Annotated in this window: 15 protein-coding genes; 14 read left to right on the forward strand and 1 reads right to left on the reverse strand. The window is 47.5% G+C overall.

Annotated features, from left to right (window positions below):
* Position 1 precedes the first annotated feature (1 nt).
* The 12 genes from MKX41_RS31960 (at position 2) to MKX41_RS32015 (ending at position 13,507) form a co-directional block, all read left to right on the forward strand.
* A complete protein-coding gene (locus tag MKX41_RS31960) occupies positions 2-931 on the forward strand; it encodes an ABC transporter permease (protein WP_076185399.1) in 930 nt (309 codons plus the stop codon).
* Positions 932-988: 57 nt separating this feature from the next.
* Positions 989-1,888, forward strand: a complete 900-nt coding sequence (locus MKX41_RS31965; protein ID WP_340974718.1) for an FAD binding domain-containing protein — start codon at positions 989-991, stop codon at positions 1,886-1,888.
* A 34-nt stretch (positions 1,889-1,922) separates the two neighbouring features.
* Positions 1,923-4,217, forward strand: a complete 2,295-nt coding sequence (pucD, locus tag MKX41_RS31970; RefSeq protein WP_340974719.1) for a xanthine dehydrogenase subunit D — start codon at positions 1,923-1,925, stop codon at positions 4,215-4,217.
* Positions 4,204-4,740 (forward strand): (2Fe-2S)-binding protein, encoded by a 537-nt coding sequence (locus tag MKX41_RS31975; RefSeq protein ID WP_340974720.1) that lies wholly within the window; start codon positions 4,204-4,206, stop codon positions 4,738-4,740. The genes pucD and MKX41_RS31975 overlap by 14 nt, the downstream gene beginning before the upstream one ends.
* A 4-nt stretch (positions 4,741-4,744) precedes the next feature.
* Positions 4,745-5,257: a 2-oxo-4-hydroxy-4-carboxy-5-ureidoimidazoline decarboxylase gene (gene uraD, locus MKX41_RS31980; RefSeq protein ID WP_340974721.1), complete on the forward strand. Its 513-nt coding sequence runs from the start codon at positions 4,745-4,747 to the stop codon at positions 5,255-5,257.
* 39 nt (positions 5,258-5,296) lie between these two features.
* Complete coding sequence (gene pucL / locus MKX41_RS31985) at positions 5,297-6,247, forward strand: factor-independent urate hydroxylase (protein WP_036680024.1); 951 nt, start codon at positions 5,297-5,299, stop codon at positions 6,245-6,247.
* A complete protein-coding gene (uraH, locus tag MKX41_RS31990; protein ID WP_340974722.1) occupies positions 6,247-6,651 on the forward strand; it encodes a hydroxyisourate hydrolase in 405 nt (134 codons plus the stop codon). Before pucL ends, uraH begins: the two co-directional genes overlap by 1 nt.
* Positions 6,652-6,684: 33 nt before the next feature.
* The gene (locus MKX41_RS31995; RefSeq protein WP_340974723.1) at positions 6,685-8,079 is read left to right on the forward strand and encodes an allantoinase; all 1,395 of its coding nucleotides are present in this window, start codon (positions 6,685-6,687) and stop codon (positions 8,077-8,079) included.
* Complete coding sequence (locus MKX41_RS32000; RefSeq protein ID WP_340974725.1) at positions 8,076-9,317, forward strand: M20 family metallo-hydrolase; 1,242 nt, start codon at positions 8,076-8,078, stop codon at positions 9,315-9,317. Before MKX41_RS31995 ends, MKX41_RS32000 begins: the two co-directional genes overlap by 4 nt.
* 133 nt (positions 9,318-9,450) lie before the next feature.
* Positions 9,451-10,683, forward strand: coding sequence for a pyridoxal-phosphate-dependent aminotransferase family protein (locus MKX41_RS32005; RefSeq protein WP_340974726.1), 1,233 nt, complete (start codon positions 9,451-9,453; stop codon positions 10,681-10,683).
* A 237-nt stretch (positions 10,684-10,920) separates the two neighbouring features.
* The gene (gene ade, locus MKX41_RS32010; protein WP_445671336.1) at positions 10,921-12,732 is read left to right on the forward strand and encodes an adenine deaminase; all 1,812 of its coding nucleotides are present in this window, start codon (positions 10,921-10,923) and stop codon (positions 12,730-12,732) included.
* 322 nt (positions 12,733-13,054) lie between these two features.
* Positions 13,055-13,507, forward strand: a complete 453-nt coding sequence (locus MKX41_RS32015) for an IDEAL domain-containing protein (RefSeq protein WP_340974728.1) — start codon at positions 13,055-13,057, stop codon at positions 13,505-13,507.
* A 91-nt stretch (positions 13,508-13,598) separates the two neighbouring features.
* Here MKX41_RS32015 and hemH read toward each other — a convergent pair whose 3' ends face one another.
* Positions 13,599-14,612, reverse strand: a complete 1,014-nt coding sequence (gene hemH / locus MKX41_RS32020; protein ID WP_340974729.1) for a ferrochelatase — start codon at positions 14,610-14,612, stop codon at positions 13,599-13,601.
* Between the two features lie 492 nt (positions 14,613-15,104).
* Here hemH and MKX41_RS32025 point away from each other — a divergent pair, with 492 nt between their 5' ends.
* Both MKX41_RS32025 and MKX41_RS32030 read left to right on the forward strand, forming a co-directional pair.
* On the forward strand, positions 15,105-17,396 hold the full coding sequence (locus MKX41_RS32025) for an FMN-binding protein (protein WP_340974731.1): 2,292 nt from the start codon (positions 15,105-15,107) through the stop codon (positions 17,394-17,396).
* A 199-nt stretch (positions 17,397-17,595) separates the two neighbouring features.
* Positions 17,596-18,552, forward strand: a complete 957-nt coding sequence (locus tag MKX41_RS32030) for a 3'-5' exoribonuclease YhaM family protein (RefSeq protein WP_042185798.1) — start codon at positions 17,596-17,598, stop codon at positions 18,550-18,552.
* Positions 18,553-18,555 lie beyond the last annotated feature (3 nt).

Consider the following 18,555-nt stretch of genomic DNA (forward strand, 5'->3'; position numbering starts at 1 on the left):
GATGGATTTTACAACACAGCTACTTATTGCCGCTATTTCCGCAGGGACCCCGCTGCTGCTGGCTACGCTGGGAGGCATTCTAAATGAACGAGCCGGCATTATACAGCTTGGGGCTGAAGGTCTGATGCTGATGGGAGCGGTCACCACTTGTATCGTGTATATTCGCTCCGGAAACCTGCTGCTGGCTCTGCTGGCTACCGTAGCTGTAACGGCTGTGCTTGGTTTGCTGCATTCTTTTCTCTGTGTGACCTTGCGGGCGAATCAAACGATGTCCGGTCTTGCGATGACCCTGTTCGGCAGTGGGTTGAGCGCTTATCTTGGTAAACCGATCAGCGGCATTCCTTTACCGGGAACATCTCCTAAGCTGCATCTGGCTTGGCTGGAAAATGTACCGTTCATCGGAAAAATATTCGGTAACATGGATTACCTAACCTGGTTCAGCCTGCTGCTAGTGCTTGCTCTGCATCTGCTAATTCACCGCACTTCATGGGGCCTGCATTTGCGGGCAGTCGGAGACAGTCCGGCTACCGCAGATGTGATGGGGATCCGTGTGCAGCTTATCCGCTACAGCTATGTGATCACCGGTGCTGCTCTCATCGGCCTGGCCGGAGCGGATATGGTATTGGCCTACGCGCCAACCTGGAATGAAGGGCTGACAGCCGGTCGAGGCTGGATTGCGGTAGGGCTAGTGATTTTTGCCAGATGGAATCCGCTGCGCGCCTTGTTCTGCGCTTACTTTTTTGGGGCATTGGATTCACTTGGCTTCCGCATTCAATTGCTGGGCAGTGCAGTTCCGCCCTATTTTCTCAAAATGATTCCGTACCTTGTGACCATTCTGGTCCTGATGTACCTGGGGTACCGCAATCGCAACAAACCATCCGGCACACCGGAGGCGCTCGGAATTCCTTATATTCGGGAACAAAGGTTTTAAGGCAGGTTATACGAGAAGGGAAGCAGCAATCTGGTACTCAAAAAGGAGGCGGAGTGTATGGGAGTTTTACGGGAAGAGGAAGGTAGGCTACCTGAAGTAATTCAACCCCGCAGCCTGCACGAAGCTTGGGAGAGAAAAACGGCGTTTGGAGACAGTTCCCGATATGTCGCAGGAGGAACATTGCTGAGAACAGGGTGGGAAAATGGAACGGATCATATGCCCAAACAGCTGATTGATCTCAGGCATATCCAAGGTCTTGCGGACATCACTTTAACGGAATTTCACTTATCTCTGGGCGCTCTTGTTCCACTCTCCCAGTGCCGCAGTTATGAGCATTTGCAGGCCGTGGCTCCTGCGCTGCAAGAGGCTGCACGTTGCATAGCGGCTCCGTCGGTGCGTAATCTTGCCACGCTCGGGGGCAATATCGCTTCTGGCTTCGGAGATATTCTACCTGCGTTACTGGTCTATGACGCGGAGTTAATCTCCTTTGACGGCAAATTTATGACGCCACTACCTTTGATAGAGTGGCTAAACAATCACTGGAGCGGGATAAAACCTGCGGCAGATCTTGTGGCTGAGATTCGCATCTCACCTACTCGCTTAGAGAGTCCCTTAACGGATAGGCTAGAAATTTTCCGTAAGGTTGGCCGCCGGGAAGCGTTCACCCCTTCACTTGTAACGGTAGCAATCTCAGCATCAATCGATGAGGAACTCCGTTTCCGTGAGGTGCGTATCGCCGCAGGTGGGGGCTCTGGGCGGCCGCAGCGACTAAGTAGGGCTGAAGTTATGCTTGAAGGTGTGAGGTATACAGAGGAGCTGTTGGCTTCTTTATATGAAGGGGTCGAGAACAGCTTTGAGACGTATAGTGATCCCTTTGCAACAGAACTTTACAAGAAAAAGACTGCTGGGAATTTGGTTGTATCTGAGCTGTGGAAGGCTATGAATATACGGAGTTAAGAGGTGAATAACCCGACGAAAGGAGAGAGGGAAAATGCTGCTGAATAAGGAATCCAGCGGTAGCCGCTGGCGTACACGACCTGATGGAGAGGGCAAGGTATCCGGTAAGCTGCAGTATTTGACCGACATGAGGGCAGAAGGAATGTTGATCGGCCGCGTGCTCCGCAGTGAGCAGGCACATGCTCGTATTTTGTCCATACGCATTGAGAAGGCCATTGAAGTCCCTGGTGTACACGCTGTAATCACTCATGAGGATGTGCCCGGACTTAACGGCTTTGGCATAGCTTTGCCGCATCAACCGGTATTTTGCAGTGACCGTGTGCGTTACACTGGCGATGCGATTGCGGCAGTCGCGGCAGAGACGGACGAAATTGCGGAATACGCCTTATCTCTTATCGAAGTGGATTATGAGCTTCTACCCTTACTCGATAATCCGGAAGAGGCGATGAAAAAGGACGCAATTCTGCTGCATGCCGAGGGAAACGTGCTTCATCATACGGAATATCGGAAAGGGGAGCCGGAAACGGTATTTACGGATTGCTGTCATGTGGTAGAGGAGACTTATTATACACCACGCCAAATGCACACCTATATGGAGACTGAAGGTGGACTGTTTATCCCAGAGGATAACGGACGGCTTACCGTATATTCAGCTACACAACATGGGTTGATGGATCGCCTGCAGCTATCCAGAATTCTGGCTATTCCTCAAGAAGATATTCGCGTCATCTCGAGTCCTATCGGCGGGTCCTTTGGAGGAAAAGACGAGCTGAATGTACAGCCGTATGGAGCGCTGCTCGCCTTGCGGACACTCCGTCCGGTAAGACTGCATAATTCGAGAGCTGAATCGGTACGTGCAGGACTAAAACGTCATCCCATGAAAATCACCATGAAGACTGGCTGCGACCCCGAAGGAATCATCAGGGCACATCAGGTCAGAATTATTTCGGATACGGGAGCTTACGCAACACTGGGGGCGGAGGTGCTCAACTTCGCGACAGAACATGTGATGGGCCCCTATATCATCGATCATGTGGATGTGAAGGGTTTTGCTGTATATACCAATAACGGTGTATCTGGTGAATTTCGCGGTTTTGGCGGCAATCAGGCGATTTTCGCTTTGGAGGGACAAATCGATCGGTTGGCTGAGCGATTGCAGATCGATCCGTGGGAAATGCGCCGCCGCAATTTACGTAAATATGGAGATCTGGGGCCACTGGGTCAGGAAATTGCTCAGACCGATGGTGCCTTTCAGGTGTGGGAAGCGCTGGCGGGTTCGCCTCTTATGAATGAGGCCGCATCTACAGACAGTGATTCAGGTGTTGTGGAACCTTGGACCGTAGCTGGAACGGGTGCTGCTATAGCTATGCATGGTGCAGGACTTGGTTATGGTATTCCCGATCCGGCGGGTGGCAGGCTCTCTTTGACGCTAGAGGGCAAGATTGAGGCGGTGTTTGGTTACGAGGAGTTTGGTCAGGGGTTAATCGCAACCATGGAACAAATGCTGATTGAACAGTTTGGCTTCGCAGCAGAGGATCTAAGTATCGTCATTGGCGATACGGATGTTGTGCCCGATAGCGGATCTAGTACGGCTTCGCGATCAACAAGCATGATGTGGATGGCCTTGAAACGGCTGCGTCCAGACTTCACCGCTCGTATGCTCCAGGCAGCTGCGACGATAATGCCAAAGCTGGATAGCGCTGAAATGAAGCTCGGCCCTGGCGGCATTTGGCTAAAAGACGGCGGTCTGCTTCTGACTTACAAGGACTTGGCACAGCGTATTTCAGAACCCATTGTCTGTAATACAAAATTTGCTTATCCAACCACACCCTTTAAAAGAGTGGGGGCACATTTCTTATACACCTATTCTGCAATCGCAGTCCGTGTGGAAGTTAATCTGCTTACAGGACGTGTTCGTGTACTGGATCAATATCATGCGGTAGCGGCGGGGCCGGTGGCTAATCCGCAAGGTTATCTTGGACAGATCGAAGGTGGCAGCAGTATGGCGGTCGGTTTCACCTTGTCAGAGGATGCTGTGATGTCTGGCGGCAGCTATGTCACCAAAAATTTAGACACCTATTTGGTGCCGACCATTGCCGATATGAATGGCAGCATTCAGGTGCAGCCGATAGAGGATTTGCCGGATCATGACACGTACGGTCCTCGCGGCATTGGAGAGGTGGGTTCCGTCAATTTAGCTCCGGCAGTCGCGTCAGCCATATTTCAGGCTGTAGGGAAGCGGGTAACCAAGCTGCCCATTGATCCCGAATGGCTGCAGTCTACACCGTTTATTCCACAAAAGGTGGTGAACATCCATGCCGAGCCATAATTCAGATCACAATCTAGATGAAGATAACCTTGACCCCTTATCGTCTGAGGAAGCTTTTGCAGAAGAAAGGTTCACCTTTAATTGCAATCTCAATGGTAAAGCGATATCCACGGAGCTTCCACCCTCCCGCCGGCTTTTAAATGTCATTCGTGAAGATTTGGAGCTGACCGGCACAAAACGTTCTTGTGAGATTGGCCGCTGCGGGGCATGTATGGTGCTGGTGGATGGACGTCCAGTGAATTCATGTCTGGTCATGGCCTATCAATGCTCAGGTGCGGAAATTACAACAATTGAGGGTCTTAGTGAAGTAGGCCTGCATCCCGTTCAGCGGGCTTTTTTAGAAGAGGGGGGGTTCCAATGCGGTTATTGCACACCAGGGATGGTTATCTCGGTGGTTGCTCTGCTGGAAGAGAACCCGCATCCTACTCAGGCTGAAGTGGAAGAAGCTTTATCGGGTAACATTTGTCGCTGTACGGGGTACGGTGGCATTTTACGAGCTGTTAACAAAGCTATTGGAGGTTGAGTGGATGGTCGTTTCTGAAGGCAGGTTTACGTTGGAAGAGATAAATGCCATGAGTATAACGGATTTTGTGAAGCATCTAGGCGGCATTTTTGAACATTCACCGTGGGTAGCAGAGGAGGCTTATAAGCAGATTCCGTTCCATTCTTTAGAGCATTTGCACAGCACAATGATGCAGACCGTACTGAGTGCTGACCGGATCCGAATGGAGGGACTATTAAAAGCTCACCCAGATTTGGCGACTAGGCTTCAAGTTACGGCTTTATCTGCCTCTGAGCAGCAGGGAGCTGGACTGGATCGGTTAACAACGGAAGAGTTCAATCTATTAAATGATCTGAATCGAAAGTATACGGACAAATTTCATTTCCCTTTTATTCTAGCTGTTCGTGGCAAAAACAAAGATGACATTATCAGCGCCATTGGCGTGCGAGTTGAGCGTTCCCCTCAGGAGGAATGGGTTCAAGCCTTTTCTGAAGTCGGTACAATTACGAGACTTCGCCTAAGTGATTTAATTATTTAATTATTCATTCATTCATCATAAACGGGGAGGGTGTCAGCCATGCTGGAACCAATTAACGGACGTACAATGTTTTATGGGAAAAGTGATGTGTTAACTTATCGTACCTATGCTAAACCGCTGGCCGTTACCCCCGTTCCCGAATCTTCCTTCACGGGCTGCGACAACATTATATTCGCACATAATATTACATTCGCGGTCACGGGCGAAGCGTTTCTTCCTTCTTTTTCAGAGGGGGATAATTCCATGGTCGTTGCTACCGATTCTATGAAAAATTTCATCCTGCGCAATACCGCGGACTACACTGGAAGCACAACGGAGGGGCTACTGCAGCTTCTAAGCAGCCGTTTTCTCGATAAATACGATCATGTCACCGCAGTTTCGGTTTCCGCAGACCGGTTACCTTTTGAACAGGTGATGGTGCCCGGGGGTGAGGGGCTTAAACAGAGTCATTTAGTACTGCGTCACTCCAATAATGAATCTTATTCGGCTTCGTTAACTATAAAACGTGGAGAGAATGGGACTGAGGTTATCGCGCATGAATGCCGATTGAAGGATTTACAGCTGATAAAAGTGAGTGGAAGCTCGTTTTATGGATTCGTCCGTGATGAGTACACAACATTGCCGGAGAGCTTTGACCGTCCGCTTTATATTTTTCTGAATATTAACTGGACCTACAGTGGTGTTGAGCATGCTCTGGATGGAGATCTAGGCCAATATGTGGCTGCGGAGCAGGTTCGCGATATCGCCCATAGCGCTTTTCATGAGCTGAACAGTCCATCAATCCAATCGTTGATTTATCAAATTGGGCTGCGCGTGTTGTCCCGTTTCCCTCAATTGGCTACCGTTTCGTTTGAGTCCAATAACCGGACTTGGGAAACCATTGTTGAGCCTGAAGAAACTAAAGGTGGAGTGTTCACCGAACCTCGTCCACCCTATGGTTTTCAGGGCTTTTCTGTCAGCCGTGCAGATCTGGCCGGAGAGACAGCGTAATGAGCGGGCGTCTTACCACCCATGTGCTGGATCTGTCGCGGGGGATTCCTGCTACAGGTCTGACGCTTCAGCTCTGGAAGCTTACGGATGGGATGAGCAAGCTTCTGTGTGAAGAAGTCACGAACAGTGACGGGAGGCTGGATGCTCCGCTGCTGGAGGGAAACGAAATGGAGGCTGGATGTTACGAGCTGCTGTTTATGGTTGGCGATTACTACCGTAGAGCTGATGCCAAAGCGTCAGCAGCTGACATAGGAGTAACAGAAAGCTCAGCAGATACTCAACGTGAGATGTCTTTTTTTCTAGAACAGATACCTATTCGTTTTCATATAGAGAGCTCCATGCAACACTACCATGTACCTTTGCTAGTAGCTCCTGGTGGATATAGTACGTATCGGGGAAGTTAGGAGAAAGTTGATGACCTTAGGAGGTGGCAGCTCATGAAGGAATCCTATGAACTTGTGATTAAGAACGGGAATGTAGTGCTGCCCCATCAGGTACTCAAGCTGGATATTGCAGTATCAGAGGGTAAGATTGTCGCACTTGGAGAGGAACTTTCGCTTGCACCGCTAACCAAAGTCATCGACGCAGAGGGGTTCTATGTGCTCCCCGGTATGATTGATATGCATGTCCACTTTAATGAACCAACGTTTGGACATTGGGAAGGCTTTCGCAGCGGTTCTGCGGCGTTGGCAGCTGGCGGCTGCACAACCTATGCAGATATGCCGCTTAACGGCAATCCACCTACTGTGAACGAGGCTGCGCTTCGTCAAAAGGTAGATGCTGCGGCTGGAAACTCTGCCGTTGATTATATGCTGTGGGGTGGGCTCGTTCCGGGAAATCTGGATGATTTGGAAGCATTGGCAGCTGCTGGCGTCACTGGGTTTAAAGCCTTTCTCTCCAATCCTGGAGGGGAGGGCGAAGGCAGATTCCGTGAAGTGGATGAGGATACACTCTATCAAGGGATGCAGCGAATCGCTTCTCTGGGCGGGATTCTGTCGCTGCATGCAGAAAGTGAGGCTATCACGGCGGTGTTGACCGCAGATGCAGTGCGAAATGGCAGAACCAGCGCAAGTGATTTTGCGGCTTGCCGCCCTGCTGAAGCAGAGCTGGAGGCAGTGGGCAGGGCGCTGCTGTACAGTGAACGTACGGGCTGCCGGTTGCATTTTGTTCATATCAGCACGGCCGCCGCCATTGAGAAAATCTATGAAGCTAAGCTTCGAGGTCTGGACGTTTCGGCCGAAACCTGTCCACATTATCTGGTCCTCACTGAAAATGATATGAAGGCTTTAGGCCCTGTGGCGAAGTGTGCGCCTCCGCTGCGAAGTGCGGTGGAGCAGGAGAAGTTATGGGGGATGCTGGCCCAAGGCAAAATCGATCTGATTGCTTCGGATCATTCCCCCTGTCCAACGGAATTGAAGGTGAAGTCGGACTTGTCTTTTTTTGCAGCTTGGGGTGGGATCTCGGGTGCGCAGAGCAGTCTGGAGCTTATGTTCCATGAAGGCGTGAATGTGCGGGGTTTGGATGTTACATTAATTTCCAGTCTGCTCGCAGGGCAACCCGCAAAACGTTTTGGAATAGAGCATCGTAAAGGCGCTATAGCCCTAGGTCTAGATGCCGATTTAGTTCTGCTGAATCCAAATACAACCTATACGCTGACTGCGGAGGATTTATTGTATCGCCACAAGCACAGCCCCTACATCGGAAGAACTTTATCCTGCAAAGTAGTTGCTACGATCTGTCGCGGGAATGTGATCTATACCTCTGAAGAAGGAGTGATCAGTGAGGGAGGTGGACAGTGGCTGCGAATTAGGAAGGAGCAGTACAGCCTATGAATGATTCCAGAGTTCAAGCTTCGACTCAGAAACTGCTGGAGCTGCTGGAGGAGCTGGCGGCATTCAGCACACCTGGGCCAGGAGTTACTAGACTGCTATATACGGAGGAATGGAGCCGGGCGCAGATTTTTTTGCAGGAAAAAATGGCTGGGCTCGGCTTAGAAGTTTCCATAGACAAGGTTGGCAATGTATATGGACGATTGAGTGGATGCAATCCGCAGCAAAAGGTTATTTTAACCGGATCGCATATTGATACTGTAGTCAATGGCGGAAAATATGATGGTGCCTATGGGATCGCTGCGGCTATGATTGCGCTTCAAGATTTGCAGAGGAACTTTGGCCAGCCGCAGCTGACGCTTGAGGTCGTATCTTTTTGTGAAGAAGAGGGGAGCCGATTTCCGCTTGCTTATTGGGGTTCGGGCCATGTCACGGAAAGGTATGACGGAAGCGAGGCTGAGACCTGTATGGATGCAGAGGGAGTGACATTACAGGCAGCAATGACGGAATCCAGCTTTTTGCAAGGTGTAACAGATGAGAATGGAGTCAGAAATGATATTGGTGCTTTTGTAGAACTGCACATCGAGCAGGGGATTATTCTGGAGAAGACAGACACTCGTATAGGCGTAGTTCAGGGGATTGTTGGACAGAGACGCTATATGGTCAAGGTCAGTGGTATTGCTAATCATGCGGGCACGACACCGATGTTTATGCGGCAGGATGCACTGGCTAGTGCGGTTGAAATGCTGTACGTGCTTGAAAGATCTGCTAAAACGGCTGGTGAACCTCTTGTAGCAACCTCGGGTAAGCTTGAGGTGTACCCGAATACGCCAAATGTGATCCCGGGTGAGGTTCTTTTTACATTAGATATCCGCAATAGTGAAGAGGACGAACTGGAGTGTTTCTGTGCGCAGCTTTTTTCGCAATATCATGAAATCGCCGCAGAACGTGGGGTTACCTTGGAGGTTACATCCGTGCTCCACACAGTACCTGCGCCTATGGATATGAAGCTATCTGCAATGCTGGAAAATATCTGCCGCCAACAGGGGAAAACCTACCGCATGATGGTAAGTGGAGCGGGACATGACGCCCAGCTGTTTGCGCCGCGTTGCCCTACTGCGATGATATTTGTGCCAAGCCGAGCTGGCATCAGCCATTCTCCGGAAGAGTATACTTCCCCTGAGCAGCTCGTTGCTGGGCTTGAGGTGCTGACTGCGATGTTATATGAGTTAGCTTATTAAAAAGAGTTCGCAGAACTTTAAAATATAAGGAAGTATATGTTTTACGCTATACTTTATCCTTATATTTCTCGCTGAAACGGAGCCCGTCCCTTAAAGGACGGCATAGCCGTTTCTACTTGAAGGGAGGATCATCATGAAGCGTTACGAAGATTTGTCGCCGTCCCAACGCTGTATTATGACTCCGGGTCCGGTCGAGGTAGATCCGCGTGTACTGCGGGCGATGTCTTTTCCGGTGCTGGGTCAATTTGATCCAGAGTTCACCTCTATTATGAATGAAACGATGGAAATGCTGCGGGAGCTGTTTGCTACTCGTAATTCATGGGCCTACCCTATAGATGGGACCTCTCGCGCTGGTATTGAGGCGGTGATGGTCAGCTTAATCCTGCCGGGGGAACGTGTGCTGATTCCGATCTTTGGCCGCTTCGGACACCTGCTTCATGAGATTGCCGAACGTGGTGGCGCTGAGGTATTCGTTCTGGAAAAGCCATGGGGAAGTGTGTTTGAACCGGAGGAAGTGATAGCGGCTATGGAGACTTTTAAGCCAAATGTGGTAGCGATGGTGCATGGTGAGACCTCTACAGGACGGGTGCAGCCACTCGCGGAAATTGGCAGAGCCTGCCGCCGAATGGATGCTCTTTTCATAGTTGACGCAGTTGCAACTCTTGGGGGCATTCCTGTCGAAACGGATGCTTGGATGCTGGATGCGGTCGTAGGAGGTACACAGAAATGCCTGTCCGTCCCCTCCGGTATGGCACCAATAACATATAATGACCGCGCTGAGGCTAAGCTTATGTCCCGTAAACGAGTAGAACGTGGGATTAGAATCAGCGATGTTCAGCCTGGTGAGTTGTCTTTTGTCCGCAGCAACTATTTCGATCTTGGCATGCTTCAGGATTATTGGAGCCCGCAACGTCTCAATCATCATACAGAGATGACCTCTATGCTCTATGCACTTCGGGAAGGCTTGCGACTTGCGCTTGAAGAAGGAATGGATGCCAGATTCGCCAGACATCAGCTCCATGAAAAGGCACTTATAGCTGGATTAACAGCGATGGGGCTTGAACTTTACGGGGAGCCCTCCTGCAAACTTACCGTTGTTACCTGTGTGCTGATTCCTGAGGGCATAGACGGGGAATCTGTACGCACGCTGCTGCTGGAGCGGTTCGGCATTGAAATTGCCAGCTCCTTTGGGCCTCTGACAGGAAAGATCTGGCGCATTGGCACGATGGGCTTTAGCTGCCGTACGAATAATGTGCTGCGTTTGCTTGGAGCTTTGGAAGCAGCGTTGCTGCGACACGGATTTGAAGTTTCTTACGGACTTGGTGTTCAAGCGGCACTTGACGTATATGAGGAAAACGTAAGATAATCGTTGGAATAGATGCTGGCGGGTGAGTTCATACCAGGGGCATGTCCGGAGTGTTGGACAATCTTTGGATTAAGAAAACGGCTATCATCTACAGGGATGACGGAGCCGTTTTTTCGTACAATATCAGATTTGCCAACTATGATATTAACACAGCCGATGGTTAAGCAATCCTCTATTATTATGAATCTATTCACTACATCAAGAACGCACTTGGATACTAACGGGGGAGAGATGAAAATGACAACTTTTACAAGAAAGCCTTTAGCAGATTGTGTACCTGAGCTTGTGGCTACGGCAAGAGGAGATAAACCGGCAACACTAGTAATTACTGGTGGAAAGCTGGTTAATGTATGCTCTGGTGAAATTTTAGAAGGAATGTCTGTTGGTATACAAGGTGGACGTATCGCTTATGTTGGTAAAGATGTGACACATATGATTGGTGAAGGAACGCAGGTTATTGAGGCGAACGGTAAGTATATAGCTCCGGGACTACTTGATGGCCATTGTCATATTGAGAGCACACAGCTGACCGTTACTGAATTCTCCCGTGCGGTTCTGCCGCTGGGAACAACAGGTGGTTTCTTTGATGCTCATGAGATTGCTAATGTATTTGGGCTGAAGGGGATTCAATTGATGCTCGATGAGATGCGGGGAACACCGTTAGCGGCTTACATGCAGGTGGCTTCTTGTGTGCCTGCGGCAGGTGCGGAATTCGAGACAACGGGAGCTTCTATTGGACCAGAAGAAGTGGCAGAAGCCTTTACTTGGGGACCCGATGTGATTGCGCTGGGTGAAGTGATGAATTTTCCTGGCGTTGTTTATGGCGATGAGAAAATGCTTGGCGAAATTCAAGCTACGCTGCGGGCAGGTAGATTTGTAGATGGTCATTTCACATGGCCTTCCAGCGACTGGAGATTGCCCGTGTATGCTGCGGCAGGTGTGACTGGCGATCATGAGTGTGTGACGGCAGACGATGTGATTGAGCGCGTTAGACTGGGGATGTATGCCAAAATGCGCCGGGGTTCCGCTTGGCATGATGTGGCTAAAACAATTACGGCCCATACAGAACACGGCATAGATACACGCCGAATGATGCTGGTAACGGATGATCGTAGTTCGGAATCCTTACGAGATGAAGGGCATATGAATTTCGTCCTGCGTGATGCTATTGCTCAAGGTGTTAAGCCTATAACGGCTATCCAAATGGCTACCATTAATACTGCTGAACGCTTTGGTTTAGCGCGGGATATCGGATCTATTACTCCGGGTTCTTTTGCAGATATCATCCTTTTAGACGGGAATTTGGCGGATATTAATGTAGTGCTGACAATTGCCGCAGGTGTAGTAGTTGCGGAGAACGGAGTAATGACGGCAGAGCTTGCTAAATTCGCCTATCCGGAGGAAGTGTTGGCTTCTGTTCATTTGCCACAGCGTCCTACTTCAGAAGATTTCATTATTGCTGCTCCAATTCAAACAGGTGAACTTACTACAAGAGTTATTAAAGTAAGAGAAAATCATGTGGAGACTATTGAGCGTATGGTTTCGATACCTGTAGTGGAGGGGCAACTGGATGTAAATGCTATAGAAGGTTTGTGCAAAATCGCAGTGCTCGAACGTCATAAAGGTACAGGCAATAAATCAGTGGCCGTTGTCGAAGGCATTGGATTTAAAGAGCCGGCTGCCATTGCAATGACGGTTGCTCACGATAGTCATAATGTACTCGTCATCGGCAATGATGATGAGTTAATGGCTAAAGCTGCAAATGCGGTGGCGGATGCCCAGGGTGGTGTTTGCATGATCACATCCAGTGGGGAAACATTATTCCCGTTGGCTATTGCAGGTCTAATGTCCACGGAACCCTTCGAAATTGCTGCTGCAAAATCAGCTGCGATCAGCAAAGCGCTATATGATGCTGGCTGTACTTTGAACTACGCATTTATGACTTTATCGCTGCTTGCATTGGCGGTTATCCCGACGTTACGCATCACGGATAAAGGACTTGTTCGGATCTCGCCTGAAGGAATACAGTTAGTGCCATTGTTTGTTTAAGTAAAGTTAACTGATTAATAACTAGGCAAAAGACTGTTTTGAGGTCGATGATGACCATTCAGAACAGTTTTTTGTTGTGAAAATAAGAAAGACTAAGTTTTTAAATATAAATATTAAACAGATGGACAAAGATTGAAACATTTTTCTGTGGAATTAATGAAAAAATATTAACAAAGCGTAGTCAGTTGACGATAATAATGTTAAATTAGATAAAAATTAAAGTGATTGGATAGAGCTAATTTTACATTATTGGCATTTAACGAAATTATAGATATCATCAGGTTTCAGGTAACCCAACTAAGAGGGACGAGGTGCATGAGAGATGATCAGACTAGAAACGCAAGACATTCTGAATATTAGCATGAAGCAAATTGCTACTATTTTTAAAATGAAGCCGCTTGAGCTGAGATTTGTCACTGATTTTCAGGGTGAGAAATATCTCTTAACCAATGATAAGCTACACCTCAGCAATCAGCAGTACTGGGCGAAGGTTATGGAATGTGTCTTTGATGATCATGTTAGACCTGTGCTAATGTGTGAGGTGTTATATTTCCTGCGTAACGAATTTCTGGAAAGTGATATCAAGATATGCTTCTCTTATGATTATGCAGAGGATGGGAATGAAGAAGCCACTGCAACCGCTGAAGTATCTTTTAATGATTCAGCTGATTTGCAGCCAAGTGAGATTGCCGAGCTGATCGACTTTGCATTGACCTTACAGGACAAGCAATGGTTCCATGAACTGACTACTAAATATAAGCAGCTTACAGCATAAGCATCTTAGTGATCCTTAGATCCTATGAACGGACATAACAAACCGTCTTATCTCAGCAGAGAATATCTGCGGACAAGACGGTTTTTTTGTATTACCAGCCCATGGCATTTCGTTCAACATGCTGAGCCAGAAATTGAAGCCAGTCCTCATGATTATTCAAGCAGGGGATCGCAGTGAAGTCTTCAGCATGTCCTCCTCCAGCCTCAAATTGCTCGCGCCCTTCTATGGCTAGCTCGTGCAGCGTTTCCAGACAATCCGTTACAAGTCCCGGTGAGAAAATCAAAGGTTTATGAATTCCGCGTTCCGCTAGCTTTCCCAAAACATCTGCTGTAGAGGGACCTACCCATTCTTCGCGTCCGAAGCGTGATTGAAAAGTAAGCTGCCAGCGTTCAGGCTCCCAATTCATAGCTGAAGCGAGAAGACGTGCAGTTTCCATACATTGCTCTGGATAGGGATCGCCTGTATCTGCATATCGTTTTGGAATCCCGTGAAAGGTCAGTACAAAAAAATCAGGATTAGAGCTCAGAAGTTCCATTTGCTGCAGTAAATGCGACTTCATGGCTGAAATATAACCGGGTTCATTATAATAGGCATCCATAAATCTGAGAGCAGGAATAAGGCGCTTTGTTACCGGTCCAGTGGAGCTTTGGCGTCCTAGTGCAGCGAAACTAGCTTGATCGAAGACAGATGCCGTCGTAGTGGACGAATATTGCGGGAATAGCGGCACAATGATGATGCGTGTGACTCCGTTAGCTTCCAATGTGTTCATCGCTTGTTCCATACTTGGTTCGCTATATGCTAAGCCAAGCTCTACTTGATACCGTGAACCTAGAAGCGCTTGCAAACCAGATCGCTGAGCTAATGAGTGGAAGAGTAAAGGTGATCCTTCTGTTGTCCAGATTTGTCTGTACAGCTCAGCCGACCGGCGTGGACGTAAGCGCAGAATAACGCCTCGCAGCAAAGGTTGCCAGAGCAGTGGTGAATAATCTATGATTCGGCGGTCGGATAAAAAACGTTTCAGATAAGGACGTACCGCCTTTGCAGTAGGTGCAGAAGGTGTGCCAATTTGGGCGAGAATAACTCCAATAGGTGGCTGTTTGTTCAAAGCATTGAACTCCTTTCCCATGTTAGAGATCGTTCTAAAATAACATATCTATTCTTGGATACACAATAATCGAGATCACGTTATCTACTTTGAGAATAGGAAGTGGGTGTATTTGTTTGGAAAAAATATTGAAAAATCACATTTATGAGCAAATAGTGATGTTTCTTATAGGGTATGTGATTTTAGATACAGAGGAATTGCGGAAAAGTTTGGTAGTATCAAACCAGAAATTGATTGAAAAAGCGCCTTCATTTTTTTCTGATATTACATGTGAATTATTTCACCTTTGATGCGATTTATTGTAAAAAGGAATGAATAGATTTAAGGCATTATTTTTTTGGAAAGTGATGGTTCGCGCATAGGCATGAGAGGGGGGATGGGTTCTTATGAAGAGAGATGTAATGCTTCATAAGAAGAGAAGGGGCGCCGTGAAAGGTAAGTTTGGTTAAGAAAAGCTATATATCACTGGGGACTTGGTAAAGGAGAATTTTATTGAAAAAACTAATTTCTTTAACGATTAGCGCGGCAATATTGTTAGCGCCATTTGCTTACACACTTAATGTGCCTGCTTTGAACTTGAAGGTGGATGCAGTATCCGCAGCTTCTGAAGAAGCGGATGCACCAGCAGCTAAACCAACAGCAAAACCAGCAGCAACAGCAAAACCAGTAGCAACACCAAAGCCAACAGCAAAACCAGTAGTAACACCAAAGCCAACAGCAAAACCAGTAGAAACACCGAAAGCAACGGTAAAACCAGTAGCAACACCAAAGGCAACAGCGGCACCAGCAGCAACGACAAAACCAGCTACAACGCCAAAAGCAACCGCTGCTCCTGCGGCTACAGTAGTTCCAGCAGCGACTGTTAAGCCTGTACCTACAGCATTGCCGGTTACAGTTAAGGAAAATGTATATCAAGATGGGGTTTACGTAGCGTATGGCGATGCTTACTCCAAAGGTACCGAAGGCGCTAAGATCGAAATTAAAGATGGAAAAATTACTAGCATTGATCTCCTGAGAACCAGCCCTAAGCTGATTGACAGAGATGCTCGTAACAATTATAGCGCTTTATGGCAAGCTTATGGATTGATGACAAATAAATTGATTGGCAAGACAAGAGATGGAGCAGCAGCAGTAGACGCTGTTTCGGGAGCAACACGCTCTAGTAATGGATGGAAATTGTCTGTAGACAGAGCGTTTGAAAGAGCTCTAACAGTGAAAGATACAGATGCAGTTTACTTTGATGGTGTTCATATGGGTATAGATCCTACAGGTAAATATGCAGTATTTGCAACCTACGAATCCAATAAGCTCACAGCTGTTAAAGTGTACCCGCTGAACAGTGCTGGTGATTTCGTGGATGAGAAGGCCTACACAGCTGAGCAATCTGCAGCAGTTGCAGCTATAACACCAGCATTGCTGGCTAAAGGAACAGCTGCAGAGCCTGTTGTAGGACTCGAAGCCGACTTTAAGGCTGCGATTAATGCTTTCTGGGATGCTGAGCAGAATGCAAAGATTAACAATACTTCTGCTTATGTAGACGGATTCTATTCCTCTTATGGGACTGCAAGAAGTGTCGGTGTTGAAAGAGCTGACATCGTGATCCGCAACGGTAAGCTAGTGGATGTGAAGCTGTTCAGACTTGGGAACAACCTCATTGACAGAGGTGCAACGGCTTATGCAGAAGTTGTAAAAGCTAATGCTCCGATGACAGCTAAGTTGCTTGCTAATGGATCTTACTTCACTAACTATGATGAGAAAGTAGATGGAATTTCTGGCGCTACAGAAAGCAGTCACGGTTGGAACCAAGCCGTAGAAAGAGCTTTCGAGAAAGCACTGAAAGTTCCAGATGAAGTTAAATATTTTGACGGAAAATTCGCAGGTGTAGATAACCAATCTAAAGTATTACTGCTTGTTGATGTTGCTTCAGATACAGTTACAAACATTAAATTAAGCTTGTTCGGAGCTGACGGCAAGCTGATCGCTGATGACAAACTAAGTGCAGAACAAAAATCGCTGGTGGGTACACTTACTTCAGTATTACTTGAAAAAGGTGTGCAAATGTCCGATATCACAGGTCAAGAAGAGCTATCCGCAGCTGCCAAAGCTGCTCTGACTGATGCTTTGACTAACGCATCCAAGGTTCAAGGAACCTACAAAGACGGGACCTTCACTGCATTTGGTGATGCCTATGATAAAGGGACTAACAGAGCAGACGTTACTCTTCGTAACGGTAAGATCGTAAATGTTGCTTTGTATCGTGTAGGAATGAATCTTGTGGATAGAGGCAAAGCTGCTTACCCCGAGGTGGTAAAAGCAATTCCGCAATTGACTTCTAGCTTCCTTGCAGCAGGTACTAGAGAAGCTGTGCAAGATGTAGACGCTGTTTCCGGTGCAACTAGTAGTAGTGTAGCTCTCAAGACTGCGGTGGATAGAGCATACGGGAAAGCTGAGATTGTTGAAGCTAACAAAGCGGCTTACTTCGATGGAATCTTCATTGGTGTAAGTGCTGATAAGCTTGTAAATGTTATGACGTATGTAGAACATGGTGTTCCTGTTAAAATGCTCGTTTACTATTTAGATAAAAACGGAAGTACAAGAACGGTCAACCAGTTGACTGACGCTGAGCTGGCTGTGAAGAGCGAGATTGAGTCGACTTCAACGGGCTATAGCTTACACAAGTATGGATATCGCGCAGCAGCCTTCGGAAATAATGATGCTGAGAAAGAAGTATCTGCTAAAGTGGTAGAAGCTATTAAATCAGCGCTTGAATCCGCTGGTAAATAAGCAATTTTTAATCAATAGTTAATCTATAAAGGGGGTTATTCTAGAGCCATATTATGGCCTGTGGAGTAACCTCCTTTATCTACCTGTACATAAAAATGAAAATAGATCGTATAGTGATTTAAAGGGATTTTGGACGTGAGTGTCTAAAGTTTAATATAGAGAGCAGGTACAAAGCCTGTTATTAATAGGAGGCTTCAACATGACACAAATTAAACAGCTCGCTCCACAGGATGAATTTGTTGGCTTTTATCTCTTAAGAGAGCTCGCGATCAAACAAACGAACGGTACTCCTCCAAAGGATTATTTCGACCTAGTCTTGGGAGATTCCAGTGGACAATTGTCCGCGAAATATTGGGATGCTAGTACAACCGATAAAGAAACTTTTTTTCCTATGGCACTGGTGAAGGTTCGCGGGATTGCGCACACTTATCGTGAGAAATTGCAAATCAAAGTAACCAAAATCAGATTGGTGAACGATGAGGATGGCGTTGCGCTAACGGATTTTATTCGCTCCGCTCCTATTCGTCCAGTAGACCTTATTCATACGATTAAAGGGGTGATGGCAAGCATCACAGATCCGGAGATTGCCTCGATTGTCTCCTTTTGTGTAAGTAAAGTGGAAGAGAAATTGATGCATTATCCGGCTGCCAAAACGCATCACCATGCTTATTTTGCCGGACTTGCTTATCATATGGTTCGCATGCTGGAGATCGGGGATTTTCTGTGCAAGCAGCGTCCGTTCCTGAATCCAGATTTAATGAAGGCTGGAATTATTCTGCATGATATCGCGAAGCCGGAGGAGATGATCTCTCAGCTCGGAATTGTCTCAGAATATAGCGTTCAGGGTAAGTTGATTGGTCATATCTCGATGGCATCTAACTGGATTACAGAAGCGGCCATCCGCTTAGACATTGATTTGAATTCGGAGAAGGTTCTGGCGTTACAGCATCTCGTATTATCACATCATAACCTGGGCGAATGGGGCAGTCCTGTTCAGCCGCAAACGGCTGAGGCAGTAGCGCTGCATCATATTGATGCGATGGATGCGAAGCTGCAGATGGTCGAGGATGCGCTGGATACCACACCAGAAACGGAAGAATGGACGCCATTCATCAGAGGACTGGAGAATAAAGCAGTTTATCGGATGAAGATCTAGTGT

The organism is Paenibacillus sp. FSL R5-0475, assembly GCF_038004585.1.
In the GTDB taxonomy this organism is placed as follows: Bacteria; Bacillota; Bacilli; order Paenibacillales; family Paenibacillaceae; genus Paenibacillus_AQ.